Source organism: Nocardioides dongkuii, assembly GCF_014127485.1.
GTDB lineage: Bacteria > Actinomycetota > Actinomycetes > Propionibacteriales > Nocardioidaceae > Nocardioides > Nocardioides dongkuii.
The window spans coordinates 3672570-3695637 of sequence record NZ_CP059903.1; the positions used below are offsets into that span (position 1 = coordinate 3672570).

At 72.5% G+C, this 23068-nt stretch carries 20 protein-coding genes; 7 read left to right on the forward strand and 13 right to left on the reverse strand.

The genetic code is table 11. The features are described 5' to 3' along the window. Nucleotides 1-107: 107 nt before the first annotated feature. Complete coding sequence (gene phoU, locus H4O22_RS17810; protein ID WP_182524656.1) at nt 108-764, reverse strand: phosphate signaling complex protein PhoU; 657 nt, start codon at nt 762-764, stop codon at nt 108-110. Nucleotides 765-886: 122 nt separating this feature from the next. Here phoU and H4O22_RS17815 point away from each other — a divergent pair, with 122 nt between their 5' ends. The 3 genes from H4O22_RS17815 to H4O22_RS17825 all read left to right on the forward strand — a co-directional run bounded on the left by H4O22_RS17815 (nt 887) and on the right by H4O22_RS17825 (nt 3875). Beyond that, nucleotides 887-2026, forward strand: coding sequence for a sensor histidine kinase (locus tag H4O22_RS17815; RefSeq protein ID WP_182524657.1), 1140 nt, complete (start codon nt 887-889; stop codon nt 2024-2026). Next, nucleotides 2023-2700 (forward strand): response regulator transcription factor, encoded by a 678-nt coding sequence (locus H4O22_RS17820; RefSeq protein WP_182524658.1) that lies wholly within the window; start codon nt 2023-2025, stop codon nt 2698-2700. The genes H4O22_RS17815 and H4O22_RS17820 overlap by 4 nt, the downstream gene beginning before the upstream one ends. Nucleotides 2701-2936: 236 nt before the next feature. Beyond that, nucleotides 2937-3875, forward strand: coding sequence for a DMT family transporter (locus tag H4O22_RS17825; RefSeq protein WP_244963014.1), 939 nt, complete (start codon nt 2937-2939; stop codon nt 3873-3875). Between the two features lie 10 nt (nt 3876-3885). On the opposite strand, the gene H4O22_RS17830 is transcribed toward H4O22_RS17825, so the two are convergent. From H4O22_RS17830 to H4O22_RS17870, 9 genes are all read right to left on the reverse strand, one after another. Further along, nucleotides 3886-7269 carry an Ig-like domain repeat protein gene (locus H4O22_RS17830; protein ID WP_182524659.1) on the reverse strand — a complete coding sequence of 1128 codons (3384 nt, stop codon included), beginning with the start codon at nt 7267-7269 and terminating at the stop codon, nt 3886-3888. A gap of 102 nt (nt 7270-7371) precedes the next feature. Next, nucleotides 7372-7764 (reverse strand): type IV pilin protein, encoded by a 393-nt coding sequence (locus H4O22_RS20450; RefSeq protein ID WP_220451204.1) that lies wholly within the window; start codon nt 7762-7764, stop codon nt 7372-7374. 129 nt (nt 7765-7893) lie between these two features. Beyond that, nucleotides 7894-9636, reverse strand: coding sequence for a hypothetical protein (locus H4O22_RS17840; RefSeq protein ID WP_182524660.1), 1743 nt, complete (start codon nt 9634-9636; stop codon nt 7894-7896). After that, nucleotides 9633-10352: a PulJ/GspJ family protein gene (locus H4O22_RS17845; protein WP_182524661.1), complete on the reverse strand. Its 720-nt coding sequence runs from the start codon at nt 10350-10352 to the stop codon at nt 9633-9635. Before H4O22_RS17845 ends, H4O22_RS17840 begins: the two co-directional genes overlap by 4 nt. Then, nucleotides 10349-11659 (reverse strand): carboxypeptidase regulatory-like domain-containing protein, encoded by a 1311-nt coding sequence (locus H4O22_RS17850; RefSeq protein ID WP_227466484.1) that lies wholly within the window; start codon nt 11657-11659, stop codon nt 10349-10351. The genes H4O22_RS17845 and H4O22_RS17850 overlap by 4 nt, the downstream gene beginning before the upstream one ends. Before the next feature lie 4 nt (nt 11660-11663). Beyond that, nucleotides 11664-12884 (reverse strand): type II secretion system F family protein, encoded by a 1221-nt coding sequence (locus H4O22_RS17855; protein WP_182524663.1) that lies wholly within the window; start codon nt 12882-12884, stop codon nt 11664-11666. Further along, nucleotides 12881-14098 carry a type IV pilus twitching motility protein PilT gene (locus H4O22_RS17860; protein ID WP_280530168.1) on the reverse strand — a complete coding sequence of 406 codons (1218 nt, stop codon included), beginning with the start codon at nt 14096-14098 and terminating at the stop codon, nt 12881-12883. The genes H4O22_RS17855 and H4O22_RS17860 overlap by 4 nt, the downstream gene beginning before the upstream one ends. Further along, entirely contained in the window at nt 14085-15920 is a 1836-nt protein-coding gene (locus H4O22_RS17865) for a GspE/PulE family protein (RefSeq protein ID WP_182524664.1), read from the reverse strand. Before H4O22_RS17865 ends, H4O22_RS17860 begins: the two co-directional genes overlap by 14 nt. Next, nucleotides 15917-17038: a type IV pilus twitching motility protein PilT gene (locus H4O22_RS17870; protein WP_244963015.1), complete on the reverse strand. Its 1122-nt coding sequence runs from the start codon at nt 17036-17038 to the stop codon at nt 15917-15919. The genes H4O22_RS17865 and H4O22_RS17870 overlap by 4 nt, the downstream gene beginning before the upstream one ends. Before the next feature lie 216 nt (nt 17039-17254). On the opposite strand from H4O22_RS17870, the gene pilM reads away from it, so the two are divergent. The 4 genes from pilM to H4O22_RS17890 are packed head-to-tail and all read left to right on the forward strand — an operon-like array spanning nt 17255 to nt 20596. Continuing rightward, nucleotides 17255-18295 (forward strand): type IV pilus assembly protein PilM, encoded by a 1041-nt coding sequence (pilM, locus tag H4O22_RS17875; protein WP_182524666.1) that lies wholly within the window; start codon nt 17255-17257, stop codon nt 18293-18295. Continuing rightward, nucleotides 18292-19074 (forward strand): PilN domain-containing protein, encoded by a 783-nt coding sequence (locus H4O22_RS17880; RefSeq protein WP_182524667.1) that lies wholly within the window; start codon nt 18292-18294, stop codon nt 19072-19074. The genes pilM and H4O22_RS17880 overlap by 4 nt, the downstream gene beginning before the upstream one ends. Next, entirely contained in the window at nt 19071-19742 is a 672-nt protein-coding gene (locus H4O22_RS17885) for a hypothetical protein (RefSeq protein WP_182524668.1), read from the forward strand. Before H4O22_RS17880 ends, H4O22_RS17885 begins: the two co-directional genes overlap by 4 nt. Next, a complete protein-coding gene (locus H4O22_RS17890; RefSeq protein WP_244963016.1) occupies nt 19739-20596 on the forward strand; it encodes a prepilin peptidase in 858 nt (285 codons plus the stop codon). Before H4O22_RS17885 ends, H4O22_RS17890 begins: the two co-directional genes overlap by 4 nt. A 95-nt stretch (nt 20597-20691) precedes the next feature. Here H4O22_RS17890 and H4O22_RS17895 read toward each other — a convergent pair whose 3' ends face one another. From H4O22_RS17895 to H4O22_RS17905, 3 genes are all read right to left on the reverse strand, one after another. Beyond that, the gene (locus H4O22_RS17895) at nt 20692-21225 is read right to left on the reverse strand and encodes a type III secretion system chaperone family protein (protein ID WP_182524669.1); all 534 of its coding nucleotides are present in this window, start codon (nt 21223-21225) and stop codon (nt 20692-20694) included. Then, the gene (gene mshA / locus H4O22_RS17900) at nt 21225-22484 is read right to left on the reverse strand and encodes a D-inositol-3-phosphate glycosyltransferase (RefSeq protein WP_425325967.1); all 1260 of its coding nucleotides are present in this window, start codon (nt 22482-22484) and stop codon (nt 21225-21227) included. Before mshA ends, H4O22_RS17895 begins: the two co-directional genes overlap by 1 nt. A 118-nt stretch (nt 22485-22602) precedes the next feature. Further along, nucleotides 22603-22992: a hypothetical protein gene (locus tag H4O22_RS17905; protein WP_182524670.1), complete on the reverse strand. Its 390-nt coding sequence runs from the start codon at nt 22990-22992 to the stop codon at nt 22603-22605. Nucleotides 22993-23068: the final 76 nt, after the last annotated feature.

Below are 23068 nucleotides of genomic sequence, written 5' to 3' on the forward strand. Positions count from 1 at the left end.
AGGCACGAGCTCGCTCCGTGGGCTCAGCGGGATCGAGGGTGCCCCGCGACCGAGGCACGAGGTCGCGACGGGCGCGTCGAGATCCGGTCAGCTGACCGGACCGATCCTCAGGCGCCGACCGAGGTGGGATTCTGCCCGGTGACGACGAAGACCACCCGGTTGGCGACGGAGACGGCGTGGTCGGCGATCCGCTCGTAGTAGCGGCCCAGGAGGGCCACGTCGACCGCGGCCTCGACCCCGTGGGTCCAGTCGTCGGCGAGCAGCTCGGCGAACGACGTACGCCGTAGCCGGTCCATCTCTTCGTCGGCGCGGCCGAGCTCGATCGCGGCCTCCACGTCGCGGCCGGTGATGATCCGCGAGGCCTTGGCGACCATCGTCTCGGCGACCTCGGCCATCCGCGCCACCGTGGGCCGCACCTCGTCGGGCACGGCGACGTACGGCGTCCGCAGGCGGGCGATCTTGGCGACGTGCACCGACAGGTCGCCCATCCGCTCGAGCTCGGTCACCATCCGCAGCGCGGCGACGACCAGGCGCAGGTCGCCGGCGACCGGCTGCTGGAGGGAGAGCAGGGAGAACGCGGTCTCCTCGACCCGTTCGCGGGCCCGGTCGATCTCGACGTCGCCGCTGATCACCCGCTCGGCGATCTCGGCGTCGCCGGTCATCAGGGCCTCGGTGGCCAGCCGGACCGACTGCTCGACGTCGTAGCAGATCCGGGCGAGGTCCTCGAACACGGTGTCGAGCTGGTCATGGAACGCATCACGCATGGGACGACCGTAGAAGGCCCGGGTGACCGGCCGGGGCGAAGACGTGAACGCGCGGTGAACAGTCGCGGAAGCGGCGTCCACGTGGTCGGGGCGCCTCGGCGGGCCGCCGTACTCTTGGCGCTGTGGACCCGACGACGCAGGCGTTCCTCGCCGCGATCATCGGGGCGCTGGTCGCCGGTGCCGCCGTGCTGGCCTGGCACGTCAGCGACCGCCAGCAGCACCAGGTGCCGCCGCAGGAGGAGCCCGCGGTCCCGCCGGGCGTGGCGACGGTCCTCTCGGTGCTGCGCAGCAGCGCGGTCGTCGTCGACGAGGAGGACGTGGTGCTGAAGGCCTCCGCGCCGGCGTACGCCCTGGGCCTGGTGCGGGGCAACCGCCTGGTCGCCGAGGAGCTGGCCCAGCTGGTGCGGCAGGTCCGCCGGGACGGGCAGATCCGCGAGACCGAGCTGGTGATGACCCGCCGCGGCGCCCCGGCGCGCCACGTCACCGCCCGCGTCGCCCCGCTGAGCTCCCGGCTGGTGCTGGCGCTGGTCGAGGACCGCACCCGCGAGCGCCGGGTCGAGGAGGTACGCCGCGACTTCGTGGCCAACGTGAGCCACGAGCTGAAGACGCCGGTCGGCGCGATCCGGCTGCTCGCCGAGGCGATGCACGACGCCGCCGGGGACCCGGACGCGGTCAAGCGGTTCGCCGACCGGATGCTGACCGAGAGCGACCGGCTGGCCCAGCTGGTGCAGCAGATCATCGAGCTCTCCCGCCTGCAGGCCGACGACCCGCTGGAGGCGCCGACACCGGTCCGGCTGGACGACGTGCTCCACGTCGCGGTCGACACCAGCGCGATCGACGCCGACTCGAAGGGGATCCGGATCGTCACCGGCGGCGCCCCGGGCCTGGAGGTCCTCGGCAACGAGGAGCAGATCACCGCGGCCGTCGCGAACCTGGTCGCGAACGCGGTGTCGTACTCCGATGCCGGCTCGACCGTCCAGGTCACCACCCGGGCCGACGGCGACGAGGTCGAGGTCGCGGTGGTCGACCAGGGCATCGGCATCCCGCCCGAGGAGATCGACCGGATCTTCGAGCGGTTCTACCGCGTCGACCCCGCGCGGCACCGCTCCACCGGCGGCACCGGGCTGGGGCTGTCCATCGTCAAGCACGTGGCGGCTACGCACGGCGGCGAGGTCCGCGTCTGGTCTGTCGAGGGTCAGGGGTCTACGTTCACCTTGACCCTCCCCCGGTACGTCGGGGCCGAGAGGAAGGAACGCCTGTGACCCGCGTGCTCGTGGTCGAGGATGAGGAGAGCTACAGCGACCCGCTCGCCTACATGCTCCGCAAGGAGGGGTTCGAGGTCGCGATCGCGGCCGACGGGAACGCCGCGCTGGCCGAGTTCGACCGCAACGGTGCCGACATCGTGCTGCTGGACCTGATGCTGCCCGGCCTGCCCGGCACCGAGGTGTGCCGGCGGATCCGCCAGACCTCCAGCGTCCCGGTGATCATGGTCAGCGCCAAGGACGACGAGGTGGACAAGGTGGTCGGGCTCGAGCTGGGCGCCGACGACTACGTCACCAAGCCGTACTCCCCCCGCGAGCTCGTCGCCCGGATCCGCGCGGTGCTGCGCCGCGGCCAGGAGCCGGAGCTGGCGCCCGCGACGCTCGAGGCGGGTCCGGTGCGGATGGACGTCGAGCGGCACGTCGTGACCGTCGCGGGGCAGGAGCAGCGCTTCCCGCTCAAGGAGTTCGAGCTGCTCGAGATGTTCCTGCGCAACCCCGGACGGGTGCTGACCCGCGGGCAGCTGATCGACCGGGTCTGGGGCTCCGACTACGTCGGCGACACCAAGACCCTCGACGTGCACGTGAAGCGGCTGCGCGCCAAGCTGGAGCCGGACCCCGCCGAGCCGCAGTACCTCGTCACCGTGCGCGGGCTGGGTTACAAGCTCGACCTGTAGCGACTCTCCGGATCAGCCCGTCGTACGTCGCGGCAGCACGGCGTACGAACGCGGTGAGGGGCGTATGCCGGGCCATGTTCTCAGGGAGAACCTGATGTTCCGGGGCATCGCGACGGCCCCGAACATCAGGTTTCCCCGGTGCACCGGGGAAACCGGCACCCCCCTGGCGGGATATCCGGGTACGCCGTCCGGAAACCGCGTGGCCCGGTGTCGGCGGCCGTACCTAGGCTGATCCGGTGACGAGCACGGTGGAGCCGAAGACACAGGACCCGACGACCACGCCGGCGGCCTGGCTGCCGGTGGTGGCGGTGTCGGTGACGCTGCTGTTCTGGGCGTCGGCGTTCGTGGCGATCCGCCACCTCGGCCAGGACTTCTCCCCCGGCGCGCTGTCGCTGGGGCGGCTGCTGGTGGGGGCGGTGTGCCTCGCGGCGGTGGCGCTGCCGCGCGGGCTGCCGCGGCCGACCGGGCGGCAGTGGGTCTCGATCGTGACCATCGGGGTGCTGTGGTTCGGCGTCTACAACGTCGCGCTCAACGAGGGCGAGCAGCGGGTCGACGCCGGCACCGCCGCGATGCTGATCCAGGTCTCACCCGTGCTGATCGCGCTGCTGGCAGCGGTGGTGCTCGACGAGCGGTTCACCGTCTGGCTCGGACTCGGGCTGGCGCTCGCCTTCGGCGGCGTCGCGCTGATCGGGCTCTCGACGTCCGACGGCAGCGACCGCGACGTGCTCGGCGTCGTCCTGTGCCTGGTCTCCGCGGTCGTCTACTCGATCAGCCTGATCCTGCAGAAGCCGCTCGTCGCCCGGCTGCCCGCGATCCAGGTGACCTGGCTGGCCTGCACGGTCGGCGCGGTCACGTGCCTGCCGTTCGCCGGGCAGCTCGCGGGCGAGGTGGCCGACGCGCCGCTGTCCTCCACGCTGTGGGTGGTCTACCTCGGCGTCTTCCCGACCGCGATCGCGTTCACGACCTACGCCTACGCGCTGCGGCACATGAGCGCCAGCAGCCTCGGCATCACGACGTACCTCGTCCCGCCGATCACCATCGTCCTCGGCCTGCTGCTCCTCGACGAGGCCCCGCCGACGATGGCGTACGCCGGGGGCGCGCTCGCCCTGCTCGGCGTCGCGCTGACCCGGCGGAAGCCGCGCCCTCGTCCCGAGGACTGCGCGGCTCCCGCCTGAGGCTGACTGGTCAGCGGCGCTTCGCCTTCAGCACCTTCAACGCCACCGTGCGGGACGACGCCGCGGCCTGCGCCGAGCCCCCGTACGTCGCGGTGATCTTGTGCTTGCCCTTCGCGAGCCGCGGCAGCTTGAAGGTGATCGTGGCTCCGGACCCGAGCGGCAGCGTCTTCAGCTTCCGACCGCCGTCGCGGATCGTGACCGAGCCGCCCGGCGCGGACAGGCCGGACACGGACACCCGCACGGTCGCGGTGACCCGCTCCTTCGCCGACACCTTCGAGGCGCTGAGCGAGAGGCTCGTGCTGGACGCCAGCCGCGCCACGGTCACGCCGTCGCTCTCGGCGGTACCGGGCTCAAGGCCGGTCACCGTGGCGGTCTCGACGACCCACACACCTCGTCCCGCGTCCTCCGCGGTGAGGCGGTACGCCTCGTCGTCGGCGCCGCGGATGGCGGTGCCGTCGCGGAACCACTGGTACCTCAGGCGCGGCTCCTCGGGCCAGGTGCCCGGCTCGACCTCGAGCGTCTGACCGACCACCGGCCGGCCGGCGATCGACGGCAGCGTGACCGGGACCAGTGCCGCACCGGTCGCTCCGTCGAGCGACTCGCTCGACGTCACCGCGGGGGTGTAGCCCGCGAGGGTCCCGGTGGCTCGGACCGAGACCTTCTTGCCCAGGTCGTCGCGGACGACCGTGTAGACCTCGCCGGTGGCGCCGTCGATCGGCGTGGACCCGCGGTACCACTGGTAGGTGATCGCGTCGACCGTCGGGTCGAAGATCGGCGGCGTGGCTCGCAGCTCGGTGCCGACGGCCCCGCTGCCGGCGACCGTCACCGGTCGGACGACCGCGGGCGGGTCGACGACCGAGAAGCCCTGCCAGGGCGAGGCGCCGAGCGACGCGTTCCGGGCGTCGAGCGCAACGACCCGCCACTCCCAGCTGCCCGCGGCCAGCGCGGCGGTGGGCGCCCACGCCGTGGCCCGGGTCGCGACGTTCTCGACCAGGCTCGTGGTGCCCGCCTTCCGCCGCTCGAAGCGGTAGCTGGTGGCGCGCTCGTCGGGCTGCCAGTGGAAGTACGACGTGCTCGGGACGACAACCGCACCGGGTGCCGGGGCGATCGTGGACGGCACGATCGCCGTCATGTGGAACGAGCGCACCGGGCTCCACTCCCCCTTGCGGCCCCTCGCGTCGATGCGGCGGACGCGCCAGGTGTACCCGGCGTCGCTCACCGGGAGCGGGTCGGAGGGAGCCCACGACGCGTGCTTCCACGACGTGGACCCTGCGACCTTCGTCGGGCCGGCGTAGACCTCGATCTCGTACGCCGCGGCGAAGGGCAGCGGCTCCCAGCTCAGGGTGTAGTCAGCGCCCATCGCGGCACCGTCGGCGGGCGAAGTGGGCACCGGCGCGGCCGACCGCTTCACGAACCGCCCGGTCTCGCTCCACACCGTCGGCGTGTTGCCTCCGTCGATCGCCCGCACCCGCCAGTACACGGGGCCCTCGGGGTAGGTCTCCTTGAAGCTGGTGAACGTCGTCTGGTCGACCGTCACGCTCTCGATGCGGCTGACGAAGTCGGGATCGACCGCGGTCTCCACGACGTACGACCTCGCCTCGGTGGAGGCGGGCGTGGTGAGCGAGGACCCCACGGGCGCGTCGGGGTGGCGGAGAGCCTGAAGCTCGGAGGTCCAGTCGAGGGTCACGTCGTCGCTGACATCGACACCGTCCACGGGCGTGACGAGCCGCGGCGCGACCGACTTCTTCGCGAACGAGTGCCGCGCGTGCTTGAGCCCAGCACATCCCGATCCGGACTTGGCGCACGGTTGCACCACCCAGAAGTAAGCCGACCCCGCCTGACTGTCGGGAAGTGTCGTCGTGGTCGGCGTCCACAGGGGCTCCTGCACCACGACGGGACGAAGCTCGGCCAGCGGTGTGGTCAGCTCTCGGTCGCGCCAGAAGGACACGCGGTACGACAACGCACCGGGCACCGGGTCCCAGGTCAGCACCGGCGTCTGGCGCAGATCGACGCAGGTCGCGGGGATCACCGCGGTGCAGACGTCCCGGTCGGAACCGAAGGCGGCCGTCCCGGTGAGCGAGGCGGCGTGCCCGGTCACCATGTCGGAGTCGCTGAACTGAGCGGGCGTGGTCGGCGGCGTCGGAGCCGGCTCGTAATGGAAGGGCACTGGCTTCTGGCTGAGGACGTCGGTGGTGGGGGCTGCGCTGCCGCCCTCGTCCCTGCCGAGAACCACCCAGGAGTAGTCACCCGCCGCTCCGGGACGGCACCCGTCGTCGGCCAAGGTCGTGTGCACGGTGGTGACCTCGCAGACCTCCTTGCCGTCCGGCCCGAAGAGGGAGACTGTGTACTTGCTGGCCATCTCCATGGCGTCCCACTGGAAGAAGAACGGCATGCTGCCGTCGATGTCGCCCCGCGGATGCACCAGGTGCGGCTGGTCGGGCCAGGCGCGCCGGAACTTCCAGGGGCTCGCGGGCCAGGGAGCGACGTTCCCCGACGCGTCGACCGGACGCACGCGCCAGTAGTACTCGTCGTTGGCCAGCGTCGTGGGCGGCGCGTAGCGGGTGCCGGTGACGCCGGTGGCGCTGTGCACGACGCTCAGGAACCCGCCGTCGGTACTCACCTGGACCTGGTAGGTCACCGCCCCGGGCACCGGCTCCCAGTCGAGCACGACCTCGCGGACCGGGGCATCGAAGCTGTCCGTGGGCCCCGTCAGACGAGCGGGGAGCAGCCCCTCGACCCGGTACTCGCGCGGCTCCGACCACGTGGTTGCGTAGCCGGTGCCGAGGGTGGCGTTCACGCGCCAGTAGTAGGTGCCGGCGAGCTGGTAGTTGACGAGCACCGCGGCCGTGGTCCGCTGGGTGTTGGCGGTGATCAGCGCCGGGTCGGTGAACTCGGGGTCTCGGCTCACCTGGATCGTGTACGCCGTGGCCCCGGCGACCGGCTGCCAGGCGAAGCGGGGCGTGTCCACCGGGGGCTGGAGGACGGCGTCGACGGCGGGCCGGATCGGCGTCGGGGCGGCGCGCTCGTCGTGCCGGAACGACTCGGTCGTCCAGGCGCTGTCCTCGGCTCCCGAGGACCGCACCCGCCACCAGAGCTCGCCGTCGGGCAGCTGGACCGTCGGCACGTAGCGGAGGTTCACCGTGTCCGCGATCGAGACCAGCGTGGTGGCGAAGTCCGGCGAGGCGGACACCTGGACGTCGAACCTGGTCGCTCCCGCGGGTCGGTCCCAGCCCAGCGCGATCGGGCCGTCGGCCACGGCGCCGCCCGCGGGGGAAAGCCCGATGGGCGCGTCCGTGGCAGCGGCGTGCGCGGCTGGGGGCGACGCCAGCGGGACAGCGCCGCCGGCGGCGAGCGCCAGGCCGAGGGCGAGGGTCAGGACACGACTGCGGAACACGGAGGTCCTCCGGAGGGCGGGCGGAACGGGTGGGAGTACGACGAACCGGTGACGCTCCGCACCCGAGGGGGCGGTGCGCCACCGGTCATGGTGTGGCTGCGATCAGGAGCAGACGTCCTGGCTCAGACCGCCACCGTCGGAGTCGTAGTAGTAGGTGTCGTCGGCCCCTTCGCCGCCCTCGCGGATCCCCTTCAGGCAGAAGGCCGCGGTGTCGGCGTTGACGATCTCGATGGAGTCCTTCTCGTTCGACTGCTTGAAGTCGGCGAGGTCGGCCTTGACCTTCGTGTACGTCTGCTCGTCGACGAAGTACGTCTCCTGCAGCGTGGCCATGTTCTTCAGGTCCGACTTGACCGCGGCGTCCGCGGCCTTCTCGCGCTGGCTGAGGAACACGGGGATGGCGATCGCGGCGAGGACGCCGATGATCAGGACGACGACGAGGAGCTCGATGAGCGTGAAGCCCTGGTCCCGCTTCTCGGGGGTGGTGGTGGTCTGCATGGGATCTCCTGGGAGAGGAAAGGGTGTGGTCGTCACCCCGTCCGGGGGGCCGAGACGACGCCTGGCATCGGATCCATCGGTCCAGCGGGCGTCCACCTGAGGGATTTCCGGGCGACTCGGCGGACTTTCTCAGCCGGAGTACTTCCCCTTGATCTCGCCGTACGTCTTCTGGCCCCAGGCGGCGCGCAGCGGGTCCAGGAAGTACGGCGGCGGCGCATAGCGGAGCCGGGTGTCGTAGATGTAGTTCTTCGCGTAGCCGCTGTTGCTGCCGAGCGCGACGGGGCCGCGGTACCGCTGGGCGATGGAGCCGACGACCTTCAGGGTCCCCAACCGGTTGCCGTGCTCGTAGGAGGCGACCGTGAACGAGTGCTGGAGGGTGAGGATCGAGGCGTTCACCTCGATGTTGGTCCGCACCCGGTTGTCGGGGCCCGACATGTTCTCGTAGTCCGACCACCGGGTGCAGCGGCCGTGACGGTCGCTCTCCTGGCAGGTCCGGGACACCGGGTGGTAGATCTTCACGTTGTTCGAGGCGATCAGGCCGAGCGCGTCGGTGCCGGTCGTGCCGCCGACGTACTTCAGGTCGTTGGTGACGATGATGTTGTTGTCGGCCGAGATCGTGACCCTCCCCTTGAGCCTGCCCTCGACGAACACCGTCCCGTAGCGGCAGTTCGCGTCGCCGAGCGTCTGGGAGTAGTCCGCGGACTGCGGGTAGCCGCCGATCTTGCCGTTGGCGCACGGGCCGCTCGCGGGAGCGCCGGACCAGCCGGTGGGGATGTCCTGGACCAGGATCAGCTTGTTCTGCGGCACGGCCACGGTCGTCCCGTTGGTCTGGGTCGCGGCGGTGCCCCCGCAGGCCGCCGTGAGGTTCTTCGAGTAGGGGCTCCAGACCTTCATCTGACTGGCCCCGGTGTTGCTCGGGTCGAAGACGATCCGGGTCGGACCGGTGTAGAGGCAGCCGCGGTTCGGCGAAGTCGCATCCACGTGCTGGCGCAGATCGCCCAGGTCGGTCGGCAGCTCGATCTCGCTGCGGTAGCCGATGCCCTTGCTGAACTGCGGGTTGGAGGTGCCGGAGGCCTTCCGGTAGCACGATGTCGTGGGTCGCGGCTCGCCGTTGATCGGCTTGCACGTCGGCCAGGAGGTGGTCACCGTGCCGAGGAACCTCGTCGCGCCACCGGTCCAGATGGCGTCGTTGGTGTGCAGCGGTCCGTTGATGGTGTCGGCTGCGGCGAACTGGATGTCGGTGCAGGTCGAGGTCGCGCCACTGCGCGGCTTGAAGGGGTCCCACCAGTACTGCGCGCACTTGGCGAGTGCCGTGGAGTTGTTCAGCCCGTACTCACGCTCGTCCGCGGGGTCCAACGTCTCGTAGACGGTGTAGTAGAGGAACTCCCCGAAGCCGCCGCGCCGCAGCACCACCTGGATCGATCGGGTCACGTCGCCGCTGCGGCCGGTACTGGTCAGGTCGATCCCGCCGTCGATCAACGTGCTGCTCGTGGAGACGTCGTAATGGAACTCAGCGCCCGAGCTGCCCGGCACGGTCAGCCACCCGGGCTTGGTGGAGGCGGTCCACCGGCAGGAGCCCCCTCCGGAGGTCGCGGGTCCCTGCAACGCCTGGTTGGTGCAGTCCGCCGCCTGCCAGTACGTGTCGTCGCGGTTGAGCCGGGCCAGGTAGTCGTCGATCCCGGCCTCGGCAGCCGCGAGCGCCTGCTTCCAGTGCCGGGCGTGCTCGGAGGTCTGCAGCGTCTGGACGGCCTGGCTGAGGGCGACGCCGACGACCAGCGAGAGGATGGTCATCGCGGCGATCACCACGAGCAGGGCCGAGCCGCGGTCGTCGCGACGCCGGGCGGGGAGCGAGGGCTTCAAGGCGCGTCTCATGTCGTCTGGTCGGGGTCGGAGATGTCGGCGTTCGGCAGTCGGATCCGCTGCACGACGACGGTCGCGTCGTTGCCCCGCTCCGTGCGCACCGAGAAGGACACGTCGATGCTGGCGACGGCGTTGAGGTCCGGCTGAGCGGTCAGCGAGCGGGTGATCAGCTCACCGGAGAAGTCGTAGTAGGAGAACGACGCCGTCGAAGGCAGGACCAAGCCGTCCACGACCGTGCGGGTCGTCGCCGCGCAGGAGGAGGACGTGGAGCTGCAGTAGGTGAAGCCGTTGGTCGCCGGAAGCGGTCGTTGCGTGCGCTGGCGCAGGATGGCCGTGCCGCGGGCCTTCGGGTTCTCCAGCACGGTCAGGGTCACCAGGCTCGGGCCCTGGCCCGTGTTGCCGACGTTGGCGTAGAAGGTGATCTCGTTGGCCGTCGCCTTGACGATCGCGGTCTTCACGCAGGTGCTGCAGTCGAGCTCTTCGAGCTGGTCCTGGCGGACCGCGGTGCGCAGCAGCTTGCTCGTGGTCATGATGGCGATCTCGCCGCTGGTGGAGTCGTCGAGCCGTTCCTGCATGGTGCTGGAGACCCGGAGTCCGAGGATGACCACGGTCGCGATCAGCGTCGTCAGGATCCCGAGCAGGCCCATCGCCACGAGGACCTCGGCCAGGCTCATCCCGGCGTCGCGGTGCTCGCGGTCCACCTGGTCCTGGCGGGTGCGGGCGCTCACGAGAGGTTCACCTGCCCGGGGGCGGGAGCGCCCTGTCGCAGCATGACCTCACCCGTGCGTCCGTTGGTGGCGGTCAGCTTCCAGACGCCGTACGGGAGGCTGGTGCGCAGCTCGCCGCCGGTCGCCACGCCGAGCGAGACCTGCGGCAGGGGCGTCGTCGCACAGTCCCGGTCGCGGCTGGGCTCGACCGGGGCGGTCAGGGTCGCGGTGACCGGACCGGCCGCGCGTACGATCACCGGCGCCAGCCGGACCTCGGTGTGGGTGGTGGCACCGGGTCCCACGGCGACCGGCTCGTCCCGCTCCTGTCCCGTGTACTGCGGGTCGTTGTCGAGGCACTTGCCGGCCCAGACCTCATAGCCGCTCGGGTAGGGCCAGAGGTGCTCCAGGGTGCGGGTGGCGCCGGTCCCGCTGATGAACTTCTTGCCACCCGGCAGCAGCCCGCTGTTGGCCAGCGCCAAGGGCACCTGCGCCAGGCCCTGGGGCAGCGCGAAGCCGGCCTCCGTGACGAGCTTGGCGACCATGGTCGCCTCCTGGTCGTAGGAGACCGAGCCACGCCACAGCTGGCCGGCCAGCACCTGGGCGGTGGTCGCGCCCGTCGGGTCACCGGCCGGGGTCACGTAGCCCGTCTTGGCCACCGTCAGCGAGTAGGCGCCCGGGGTGAGGAACGCCAGGAGCGCGCACCCGTCGGCCGAGGTCACCCCCGTCTCGAGCGCTCCGGACGCCGCGCGCGCGGTCACGGTCACGCCGGAGACCGGCTGGCCGAACGCGTCGACGACCTTCAGGCCGATGTGCCCGGTGAGCGAGGAGTAGGTGCCCTTCGGGGGCGTCATCACCGTCTCCATGACGACCGGCGGACGGTCGCCGAGCTCGGGCCACGTGACCTCGACCTTGACCCGGAGGTAGGCGAGCTCGGTCCTGGTGCCCTCGTCGCAGGTCGTCTCCGCGGCACTGTTGACCGCGGCCCACTGGGCCGTGCGCTTGACGGTGAACGGCACGCCGTTGCTCACCAAGGGCTTGCCGGCGGTGCCGCCGGGCAGCGGGTTCGCGTTGACGGTGAGGTTGGTGGTGAGGGTCTCGGGGCCGCGCAGCACGGAGCTGAACGCGTCGCGGGTGATCTCCAGCTCGCGGGTCGCCAGGTCGCCGGCGATCAGCCGGGCGCGGTCCTCCCGGGTCAGCGCGACGGCCTGGGTCAGCCCGGCGAGCGCGGCGGTGGACATGATGAGGAACAGCGCGAACGCCACCACGACCTCCATCAGCGTCATGCCCTCGTCCCGGTGGCGAGCGCCGGGTCCCCTCGACTCCTCCATCACGTCAGCCGATGAGCTCGAAGACGGAGAAGATCGGCATGTACAGCGCGATGATCATGGCGCCGACGACGCCGCCGAGCAGGGCGATCATCAGCGGCTCGATCAGCGAGGTCAGGGCCTCGGTGGTGGCCTCGATGTCCTGGTCGTAGGAGATCGCGATCCGCCTCAGCATCTGGTCGAGCGCGCCGGTCTCCTCGCCGGAGGCGATCATCTGCACGACCATCGGCGGGAAGATCTCGTGGCGCGCCAGCGGACCGGCGACCGACTCGCCCTGGGCGACGGACTTGCGTACGTCGTCCACCGCGTGGCCGACGACGACCGAGCCGGTGGTCTGGCCGACGACCTCGAGCGAGCGCAGGATCGGCACGCCCGCGGACAGCATGGCGCTGAGGTTGCGGGTGAACCGTGCCAGGGCGATCTTGGCGAAGAGCGGCCCGAAGACGGGGAGCTTGAGCTTCAGCGGGTCGACGAACTCGCGGACCTTCTCATCGTGGTGGTGCCGGCGCCACCAGAAGGTGAAGGCCACGCCGAAGACGAGGGCGGCGGGCACGATGTAGACCATCAGGTCGGAGAGGGTGACCAGGACCTGGGTGGGCAGCGGCAGCGTCCCGCCGAGGTCGGCGAACATCTTCTCGAAGATGGGGACGATGAACAGCAGCATGCCCAGGCACATCAGCACGGCCATGATGAGGACGACGACCGGGTAGGTCATCGCGGACTTGACCTTGCCGCGCAGCTTCACGTCGGCCTCGAAGGTCTCCGCGATCTGGCGCATCGCGCCGTCGAGGAAGCCGCCGGCCTCGCCGGCACGGGTCATGTTGACCATGAGCGGCGGGAAGACCCCCGGCTCCGCGGCGAACGCCGAGGACAGGCTGCGCCCGCCCTCGACCCCCTGCCGCACCTCGGTGAGGACGCGACGCAGCTCGGGGTTGTCGGCCTGCTCGCTGAGGATCGTGAGCGCGCGGAGCAGCGAGAGCCCGGCGTCGATCATGGTCGCGAGCTGGCGGGCGACGAGCGCGAGCTCCTTGAGCTTGATCTTCTTCGAGCCGGGCAGCGTGATCTCGCGCTGGAGACCGGTGCCGGCCTTGCTGATCTGGAGCGGGACGTAGCCCATCGTCCGCAGCTTGTCGGCCACGGCGCTCTCGGAGGCGGCCTTGACCTTGCCCTCGCGGAACCGGCCCTCGGTGTCGCGGACCTTGTACTCGTAGACCTCGGTGGCGCTCATCCGAGACCACCAGCCGTCACGGAGCTCTGCCACGGGTTGAGCTCGTTGCTGCCGAGCGCGGCGTGCGAGCCGCCCCCGGAGCGCCCGCGCAGCCCGGAGGAGGCGATGAGGGTGATCAGGTCGCCGGCGTCGGCGCAGTGCTCGAGCGCCGCCTCCTGGGTGATCCGCCCCTGCTTGACCAGGTCGGCCAGGTGCGAGTCCAGCGTCTGCATGCCCTCTCGGGCGCCGGCCTGCAGCGCACCCGGGATCTGCGGCAGCTTGTCGTCGCGGATCATCGCCCGGATGCCGGTGTTGCAGACCATCACCTCGAGCGCGGCGACCCGTCCCTGGCCGTCCGCGGTCGGCACCAGCGCCTGGCAGACGACCGCGTTGAGGGTGGCGGCCAGCTGGGTGCGCACCTGCTGCTGCTGGTCGCTCGGGAAGACGTCGACCATGCGGGAGATGGTGTCCTGCGCCGACTGGGTGTGCAGGGTGGCGAGCACCAGGTGGCCGGTCTCGGCCGCGGTGAGCGCGACCGAGATCGTCTCGAGGTCACGGAGCTCGCCGACCAGGATCACGTCCGGGTCCTGGCGCAGCACCTGCCGCAGGGCCGAGCGGAACCCTTGGGTGTCCACGCCGACCTCGCGCTGGTTGACCACGCACCCGCGGTGCTCGTGGAGGAACTCGATCGGGTCCTCGATGGTCATGATGTGGCCGCGGCGGCTGCGGTTGACCTGGTCGACGATGGCCGCGAGCGTGGTGGACTTGCCCGACCCGGTCGGTCCGGTGACCAGCACCAGGCCGCGCTTCATCGCCGCGAAGCCCGAGACGATCGGCGGCATGCCGAGGTCGCCGAGGGTCTTGATCTCCCACGGGATCAGCCGCAGCACGGCGCCGACGGACTCGCGCTGCCAGAACAGGTTCACGCGGAAGCGGGCCTGACCGGGCACGGCGTAGGCGAAGTCGAGCTCGCGCTGCTCCTCGAACACCTTGCGCTGGCGCTCGGTGAGGACGGCGTACAGCGCCTGCTGCAGCGACGCCGTCTCCAGCACCGGCCGCCCCACGACGGCCTGCATCTCGCCGCGCACGCGGATCGTCGGCGGCACGCCGACGGTCAGGTGCAGGTCGGAGCCGCCGAGCTCGACGACCTGCTGGAGCAGCTCGTCGAGCGCCAGCGTGTCCGCGTGGTCCGGCTCGTCGTACCCGCCGCCCCAGGAGGAGTCACCCCACGACACGGAGCACCTCCTCGACCGTGGTCTTGCCGGCCAGCACCTTGGCCCACCCGTCGTCGCGCAACGTCGTCATCCCTTGCTCCCGTGCGGCACGTGCGATCTCCTCGGTCGGGGCCCGCCGTACGGCGAGCCGCTCGATCTCCTCCGTCACCGGCATCACCTCGTGCAGCGCCATCCGGCCGCGATAGCCGGTGCGCGAGCACGAGGTGCACCCGGCGGCGCGGTACAGCTCCCGCGGTCCGTCCTGCGGCATCCGGAACCCCATCCGGGTCAGCTCCTCCGGCGCGGGCCGGTAGGCCTCCTTGCAGCGCGGGCACAGCGAGCGGCACAGCCGCTGGGCGACGACGCAGTCCAAGGCGGAGCCGACGAGGAAGGGCTCGATGCCCATCTCGACCAGCCGGGTCACGGCCGACGGCGCGTCGTTGGTGTGCAGCGTCGAGAGCACCAGGTGACCAGTGAGCGAGGCCTCGATGGCGATGTTCGCCGTCTCGTGGTCGCGGATCTCGCCGATCAGGATGATGTCGGGGTCCGAGCGCAGGATCGAGCGCAGCGCGGAGGCGAAGGTGAGGCCGGCCTTGGGGTTGGTCTGCACCTGGTTGATGCCGGGCAGCCGGTACTCCACCGGGTCCTCGACCGTGATCACGTTGACGTGCGGCTGGTTGAGGATGTTCAGCGTCGCGTAGAGCGTCGTGGACTTGCCGGAGCCGGTGGGGCCGGTGGCCAGGATCATCCCGTAGGGCTTGGCGTAGGACTGCGCGAACAGCGCCCGGTTCTCCGGCTCGAAGCCGAGGTCGTCGAGGCCGAGACGGGTGTTGGTGTTGTCGAGCACCCGGGCGACGATCTTCTCGCCCCACACGGTCGGCAGGGTCGCGACGCGGAGGTCCATCGCGCGGCCGCCGTGGTCGACCGTGAGCCGGCCGTCCTGCGGGACCCGCCGCTCGGCGATGTTCATCCCGGCCATGATCTTGAACCGGGAGACGACGCCGTTGATGATCGACCGCGGCGCCCGGTGGGCGTCGACGAGGACGCCGTCGATGCGGTAGCGCACCCGGAGCTCGTGCTGGGTCGGCTCGAGGTGGATGTCGGAGGCCCGGTCGGCGATCGCCTGGGTGATCAGCAGGTTGACGAACCGCACGACCGGCGCGTCGTCGACGACCTCGGTGAGGCCGTCGAGGTCCTCGTCCTGGCTGCTCTGGTCGCCCTGGAAGTCCGAGGACAGCCCGGCGAGCTCCTCCTCGGCGCGGTAGGAGTCGTTGAGCCGCTGCGCGATCTCCGAGCGCGCGGCCAGCATGAAGCGGACCGGGCGGCGCGAGAGCCGGCCCAGGTCGTCCTTGAGCTCGAGGTCGGCGACCTTGCGCACCGGCACCGCGACGAGCAGCTCGTCGCCGTCCCAGCCGTAGGGGACGACCCCGGCCCGGCGTACGAACTCCGCGGAGACGACGGTCGCCGCGGAGGGGTCGACGGAGATCTCGGTGAGGTCGACGTGCTCGACGCCGGCGACGCCCGCGACCACCCGCAGCACGCGGACCCGGTCGACGTCGTCCTCGAGCAGCGCCTCGATGACCGAGCCGTGCGAGCTCGCGGCGGCGGCCCGGGCCCGGGCGGCCTGCTCGACCGTCACGACCTGCGCGGCGAGCAGCGCCTCGGTGGTGGCCTCGGCGGTGGTCGCGATCCGGCTGTCCTCGGAGAGCCAGCGGTCGGCACGGCGCGAGCCGGTCCGCACCGCGGTCAGGTGGTCGCGGAGCTCCTCGTCCGACCCCGAGGCGGGGCCCGAGGCCGGGGGGCCGGGGGTCGCGGTGGCCCAGTCGCTGGGCCAGGCCGTCATGGGGTCTCCCCCTCGATCGCGCCGGGCTTCCAGCCGGTACGGCGCAGCGCCACGGTGAGGTCGTGGGCGTTGCTCGCGGCGCCGCGGGCCGTCCGCAGGTCGATGAGGCCGTCGATGACCAGCCGCACCAGGTGCTGGTCGAAGGACTGCATGCCCGAGTAGCCGCCGTCGGCGAGGATGTCGGGGATCTCGTTGGTGCGGTCCGGGTCGGCGATGGCGTCGCTGAACCGGGCGTCGGCGACGGCGACCTCGAGCACGCACACCCGGCCGCGGCCGTACAGGCGCGGCACCAGGCGCTGGCAGACGATGCCCTGGAGGCTGCTCGCGAGGGCCGCGCGGACACGGGGCTGCTCGTGCGGCGGGAAGAACGCGAGGATCCGCTGCACGGTCTCGAGCGCGTCGGTGGTGTGCAGCGTGGAGAGCACCAGGTGGCCGGTCTCGGCCGCCGACAGCGCGGCGTGCACGGTCTCGGCGTCGCGCATCTCGCCGATCAGGATGACGTCGGGGTCCTGGCGCATCGCGGCACGCAGCGCGCCGGACCAGGTGTGGGAGTCGCTGCCCAGCTCGCGCTGGGTGACCGTCGCGGTGCGGCTGCGGTGCACGACCTCGATCGGGTCCTCGAGGGTCAGCACGTGCACGGCGCGCTCGTCGTTGATCGCGTCGATCATCGCCGACAGCGTCGTGGTCTTGCCGGAGCCGGTCGGGCCGGTCACCAGGACCAGGCCGCGGGTCTGCATCGCCAACTTGCGGACAACCGGCGGCATGTCGAGCGCGTCGAGCGACAGCGGCTCGTCGGTGATCCGGCGCAGCACGCAGGCGTCGCGGCCCTGGGTCCGGAACGCGTTGACGCGGAACCGGCCGACGCCGGGGAGGTGCACGGCGAAGTCGGCCTCCATGACGGCGGCGTACGTCGCGCGGACGTCGTCGCTCATCGCGGAGCCCATCATCGCGCTCACCTCGTCGGCGGTCACGACCGGACCGATCCCCACGAGGGCGCCCTGCACCCGCATCCGGGGCTGCTCGTCCGAGCGCAGGTGGAGGTCGGAGGCGCCGGCCTGGACGACGGCCTCGAGCAAGGCCCGCAGGTCGGCGAGTCCGGCTTCGGCGACGATCGTCACGGGTCCTCCTGAGGGCAACGGGTGGGGGCGGCGACCCCCACGGCGGGAGGTCACGTGTTCCCTGTCGGCACCTCGGGGGGTCGACCTGAGCGCGGCGCTCCGGAAACTTTCCGAAACTCCCTGCCCACAACGGTCAAGTGCGGGGGCCGACCGGCCGACATCCATGTCAAGGACCGCACCCGGTCCCGCAGGACCCGTCCAGGTGAGGAGGACTCGATGGCACGCACCGTGGTAGGCCTCGAGATCGGCAGCACGTCCGTGCGCGCCGTCGAGGTACGACACGGCAGCCGCCGCCCGACGCTGCTGCGACAGGGCCGCGTCCAGCTGCCGGTCGGCGCGGTCGAGGCAGGCCTGGTCCGCGACCCGGCCGCCGTGAGCGCTGCGCTGCGGGAGCTGTGGGCGACCGAGGGGTTCTCCCGGCGCGAGGTGCGCCTCGGCGTCGGCTCGGCGTCGGTGCTGGTCCGGCAGCTCGACCTGGAGTGGATGCCCGAGGAGGACCTGCGGCGCTCGCTGCGCTACCAGGTCGCCGACCTGCTCCCCGTCCCGGTCGACGACGCCAACCTCGACCTGGTCGCCCTCGGCGACCGCGAGGTCACCGACGACCAGGGCATCACCAGCCGGGTCGCGCGCATCCTGCTCATCGCGACCGCTCGCGACGCCGTCGACGGGCTGGTCCGCTGCGTGCAGGCGGCCAAGCTGCGCCCGGTGCGCGCCGACCTCTCGGCCTTCGCAGCCGTGCGGGCCGCCGCCGGCGTCCCCGGCCGCAGCAGCATGCCCGACGGTACGCCGGCCCCCGAGGCCGTCGTCGACATCGGGTCCCAGACCATCACGGTCACCGTGCACACCGCCGGCCGCCCGGAGTTCGTCCGCGTCGCGCCCGGCAACGGTGGCGAGATGATCACCCGCTCGCTGGTGGAGCAGATCGGCGCCTCGCACGCGGCGGCCGAGGAGATCAAGCGGACCCCCGGCGCGCTGCCCGGCGTCGGCGGTGTCCCCCGCAGCCACGAGGAGGCCGTCCTGCTCGAGTCGACCCACCGTCTCATCGGCGAGATCCGCACGACGCTGCAGTTCCACGCCACCGGCGAGTCCACCGCCCCGACCCGGGTGGTGCTGACCGGCGGCGGCGCCGGCCTGCCCGGCCTGACCGAGCACTGCGAGGCGGCCCTGCGGATGCCCGTGCACCCGCTGGACGACGAGCGCCTGGCGAGCCCCGAGCTCGCCGTCGCGTACGGCCTCTGCCTCGGAGCGGCCGCATGAGCCGCCACAGCCGCCGCAGCGACCCGACGGCGCGCCCCGCCCCCGTCCTCGTGGAGCCGTCCGCGACCCCGGCCGTCAACCTGCTCTCGCCGTGGGTGCTGGAGGAGCTGCGGGTGCGCAAGATCCGGCAGCGCTTCGGCTACGGCCTCGCGGCCCTGGTCGTGGTGGCCGCCGGCAGCTGGGGCGCCCAGCAGCTGCGCCTCTCCGACGTGCAGTCCGACCTCGACTCCGAGGTGTTCGCCGGCGACACGCTGCGCGCCCAGATCTCCGAGCTCGCACCGGTCTCGACGTACGTCGGCGACGTCCAGCGCCGCGCCGAGACCGTGCACGGCACGATGTGGACCCAGGTCAGCCAGTCCGACGCGCTGTCCGCGCTGCAGGACGCGACCCCGCAGGGCGCCGAGCTCACCCTGGTCTCGTTCACCAGCCCGGCCACGGACGGCGCCGTCGACCCCGCCGCCGCCGTCCCGTCCGCCGAGCTGCTGGCCGAGACCCGCGGCATCGTCGCGACCTGCCCCGGACCGGACCCGTTCGCGGCCCGCGCCGTGGTCGCCTGCGTGACGCTGGAGGGCACGGCGCCGAACCGCCAGGCGGTCTCCGCGCTCGTGCGCGACCTCGGTCGGGACCCGCTGTTCGTCGAACCGTTCGTCAACACCACGACGACCGCGGAGGGCGTGGTGACCTTCTCCGGGTCCGTCGGCCTCTCCCCCGAATCGTTCACCCACCGCTACGACGGAGTCGCCGCCCCGGCGACGCCCGTCCGGGAGGAGAGCCGATGACCACGCGCAACTACCTGACCACGGCCCGCGCCAACCTGGTCGCCGGCGTCGTGGCCCTGGTCCTGGTCGCGGGCGCCAGCTGGCTCTTCCTCGTCGGCCCCGCGACCTCGGAGCTCGCCGACACCCGGACGACGCTGGTCGACACGGCCGACGCCAACCAGCTGCTGTCGGTGAAGGTGCACGCCCTGCAGAAGCAGCGCGACGAGCTCGCGACCACCGAGAAGCAGGCCGACGCCCTCGCCGCCGTGTTCCCCCCGACCGCCGACCAGCCCGGCTTCTTCGAGATGGTCGACGAGGCCGCCGCCCTGGCCGGGATCGATGCCGACCAGGTGACCGCGCTGTCCCCGACGGCCCCGCTCCCGGCGGTCGCCGAGGGCGAGGTGGCCGCGACCGAGCCCACCGACGTGCCCGCGTCGCTCGCCGTCCAGACCGTGGTGGTCACCGTCGAGGCGCCGTACGAGGACCTGCAGAAGCTGCTCGGCCACCTCGAGAGCATGGACCGTGCGTTCCTCGTCCAGGAGACCGTGGTGACCAGCGACACGGAGACCACCTCGGTGCAGATCACCGGCTTCACCTACGTCGCCCCGCCGCTGGTGGCGCCCGACCCCGACGAGGTCGGCAAGGCCGGCGCGCAGGACAGCGGCACCCGCGCGGGCGGCCGCCCGTGACCCTGTACGGCGCCCTGCCGCTCGGCGTGGTGGTCGGCCTCGCGGTCGTCCTCGGGCTGGCGGCCGGCTCGTTCGTGAACGTCGTCGCCCACCGGGTGCCGGCCGGCCTCTCGGTCGCCAGCCCCGGTTCGGCGTGCCCGGCCTGCGGCCACGCCGTACGCGGGTTCGACAACGTGCCGGTGCTGTCCTGGCTGGTGCTGCGCGGGCGCTGCCGCGACTGCGCGTCCCCGATCTCGGCGCGCTACCCCGTCGTCGAGGCCGGCACCGGGCTGCTCTTCGGCGTCCTGGCGATCCGGCTCGCCGACCTGCGCGGCGCACCCGGCTGGTCGCTGCTCGCCGCGGCCGCCGTGCTGGCCGCTGCCGGCGTCGCGCTCGCCCTCATCGACCTCGACCACGGGCGGCTGCCGTTCGTCCTCACCGGCATGACCGCCGCGCTCACCGGGCTGGCCCTCGCGGCCGGCTGGGCGTGGACCGGGTCGCGCAGCGGGGCCGAGGCCGTCCTCGACCAGGCCGTCCCGGTGCTGGTCGGCGCCGGCATCTGGCTCGCCGTCATCGGCGGCCTGCACGTCCTGACCCGGGGCCGCGGCATGGGCCTCGGCGACGTGGCCCTCGCCCCGGTGCTCGGCGGCTTCCTCGGCGCGTTCGGTGTCGCCGAGGCGGCGGTCGGTCTCGGTCTCGCCTTCGCCCTCGGCTCCCTGCTCGGCGCCGTCGCCCTCGCGCTCCAGCGCGGCGCGGGCGCGGGCCGCGGCACCCGGATCCCCTTCGGCCCGTTCCTGCTCGCCGGCACGCTCGGCGGGGTGCTCGTCGGCGGCGTCCTCGCCGACGCCTACCTCCGCCTCGTGGGCCTCGCCTGACCCCTGTCTGCGGAGGACCTCGCCGAGTCGTGCACCCGTGCGCTCACTCGGCGAGGTCCCTCCGCAGACAGTGGTCGCCCGCGTCGAGGGGTGCGTCAGGGGGTGGGCGGGTCCTCGCCGGCCTCGAGCCAGCCGCGGAAGGCGTCGAGGTTGCGGGTGGACTCCCCGCGGAGCTTGCGCCACTCCCACTCCTTGCGGATCGAGGAGGCGAAGCCGAGCTCGAGGATCGCGTTGAACGAGTCGTCGGCGTAGGTCAGCACCGAGCCGAGCAGCCGGTCGAGCTCGTCGGGGGTGACCGCGGCGAGCGGCAGCCGCGCGTCGAGGTAGATGTCCCCGAGGCGGTCGACGGCGAAGGACACGGCGTACATCCGCAGGTTGCGCTCGAGCAGCCAGCGGTAGACGCGCTCGTGGTTCTCGTCGGGCTTGCGGCACACGAAGGCGTGCACGCCGAGGGCGTGCTCCCCGAGGTCGAGGCGTACGGCGGTCTGCAGCTTCTTCTCGCCCGGGAGCGTCAACGAGAACACGCCGGGTGACGCCTCCTCGAACTCGATCCCGGTCTCGACCAGGTGGTCGCGAACCACCTGGGCGCGCTCCGCGGCCGCCGAGCCGGGCGCGGGGCCGGACTCCATCACGAGACCGACTCGCGCATCGCCGACCGCGCCCGCTCGTAGACCTCGAGGGTCCGCCGGGCCGTCGCCTCCCACGAGAACTGGCGCGCCTGCTCCAGCGCGCCCGCCTCCAGCGAGACCCGCAGCCCGTCGTCCTCGAGCACCCGGCCGAGGGCCGAGGCCCACACCCCGGCGTCGTGCCCGTCCACGAGCAGCCCGCTGTGCCGGTCGCGCACCACCGTGGTCAGCCCGCCGACGGCGGCCGCCACGACGGGGGTGCCGGTGGCCTGCGCCTCGGCGGCGACCAGCCCGAACGACTCGTTGTACGACGGGACCGCGACCAGCGTCGCGGCGGCGTACCACCGCGCCAGGTCGGCCTGCGAGACCGGCGGCACGAACCGCACCACGTCGTCGAGCCCGAGCTCGGTCGCCAGCGCCGCCAGCGACTCCGGCCGGTCCAGCCCGCTGCCGGACGGTCCGCCGACGACCGGCACGACCATCCGGGCGCGCAGGCCCGGTCGCCGGTCGAGGAGCACGGCGACCGCCCGCAGCAGCACGTCGGGCGCCTTGAGCGGCTGGATCCGGCCGGCGAACAGCAGCACGTGCGCGTCGGCGGGCAGCCCGAGCTCGCGCCGGGTCGCGGCCCGGTCGTGGGGACGGAAGACGGTGAGGTCCACACCGGGGTGCACGACCTCGACGCAGCCGGGGTCCGCGCCGTACAGCTCGACCAGCTGCGTGGCCTCGAGGTCGGTGTTCGCGATCAGCATGTCGGCGGCCTCGACGACCTGCTCCTCCCCGATGATCCGGGCGGCCGGCTCCGGGGTGTCCCCCACCGCCAGCGCGGCGTTCTTCACCTTGGCCATGGTGTGCATCGAGTGCACCAGCGGCACGCCCCAGCGGTCGCGGGCCAGCGCGCCGACCTGCCCGGAGAGCCAGTAGTGGGAGTGCACGGCGTCGTAGTGGCCGAGGGGCTGGGCCGCCTCGGTGCGCAGCACCTCGCGCGCGAAGACGCACAGCTGGCCGGGCAGCTCGGCCTTGGTGAGCCCCTCGAACGGACCGGCGTGCACGTGCCGCACGGTGATCCCGTCGCCCGCGGCGACGAGCGGCTCGAGCGCGGAGCTGGTCGCGCGCGTAAAGATGTCGACCTCGATGCCCCGGGCGGCCAGCCGCCGGGCGACCTCGATGACGTAGACGTTCATCCCGCCCGCGTCGCCGGTGCCGGGCTGGTCCAGCGGCGAGGTGTGCAGGCTGATCATCGCCAGCCGCTTGATGGGGTCCACGTCGTCCTCTCCTGGTCCTCGCCCGGCGCGGGTCGGGCTTCTCCGCGAGACCCAACCATCGGGGGCCGGTGTCGATTCCCGCTGCCCCCTCCGAAACGTCCGAGGGCCGGGACCGCGGTCAGGCTGCGTGCGTCCCGGCGTGCGCACGGGGACGGGCGCGGCGCGACCTCACCACGAGCGGTACCCACACCAGCAACGCCAGCACGCCCAGCAGGCCGTCGAGGCGGGCGTCGGGCTCCGCGCCGCCGACGGCGTCGCGCAGGACCATGAGCACCGACCAGCCAAGCAGCGGGAAGCACACCGCGACCAGCGCCCGGAGCCACGGGGTGCGCGGGCTGACCAGGGCGGCTCCGGCACCCGCGAGCCCGATCCCGAGCAGCGCCAGCCCCGCCCAGTACGCCGCGTCGAGCGCACCGTCGCCGGCGTCCTGCCCGGCGAGCGCCCAGCGCACCACCCAGGCGAGTCCGCCCAGCACCCCGCACACCCGGGCGAGCACCCGCGGGTCCATCGCGCCCCCTGTCCCGGCCCGGTCCTGGGCCGACAGCGTCTCAGTCGTCAGGCAGTGTGCCAGCCCACGCGGCGCG

Excerpts from the sequence above, each read along its gene's own strand:
- H4O22_RS17855 (WP_182524663.1), bottom strand. The coding sequence starts at position 12,884 with ATGAGCGCCACCGAGGTCTACGAGTACAAGGTCCGCGACACCGAGGGC.
- H4O22_RS17880 (WP_182524667.1), top strand. The coding sequence starts at position 18,292 with ATGAGCCGCCACAGCCGCCGCAGCGACCCGACGGCGCGCCCCGCCCCC.
- H4O22_RS17865 (WP_182524664.1), bottom strand. The coding sequence starts at position 15,920 with ATGACGGCCTGGCCCAGCGACTGGGCCACCGCGACCCCCGGCCCCCCG.
- H4O22_RS20450 (WP_220451204.1), bottom strand. The coding sequence starts at position 7,764 with ATGCAGACCACCACCACCCCCGAGAAGCGGGACCAGGGCTTCACGCTC.
- H4O22_RS17885 (WP_182524668.1), top strand. The coding sequence starts at position 19,071 with ATGACCACGCGCAACTACCTGACCACGGCCCGCGCCAACCTGGTCGCC.
- H4O22_RS17850 (WP_227466484.1), bottom strand. The coding sequence starts at position 11,659 with ATGGAGGAGTCGAGGGGACCCGGCGCTCGCCACCGGGACGAGGGCATG.
- pilM (WP_182524666.1), top strand. The coding sequence starts at position 17,255 with ATGGCACGCACCGTGGTAGGCCTCGAGATCGGCAGCACGTCCGTGCGC.
- phoU (WP_182524656.1), bottom strand. The coding sequence starts at position 764 with ATGCGTGATGCGTTCCATGACCAGCTCGACACCGTGTTCGAGGACCTC.
- H4O22_RS17905 (WP_182524670.1), bottom strand. The coding sequence starts at position 22,992 with ATGGACCCGCGGGTGCTCGCCCGGGTGTGCGGGGTGCTGGGCGGACTC.
- H4O22_RS17895 (WP_182524669.1), bottom strand. The coding sequence starts at position 21,225 with ATGGAGTCCGGCCCCGCGCCCGGCTCGGCGGCCGCGGAGCGCGCCCAG.
- H4O22_RS17840 (WP_182524660.1), bottom strand. The coding sequence starts at position 9,636 with ATGAGACGCGCCTTGAAGCCCTCGCTCCCCGCCCGGCGTCGCGACGAC.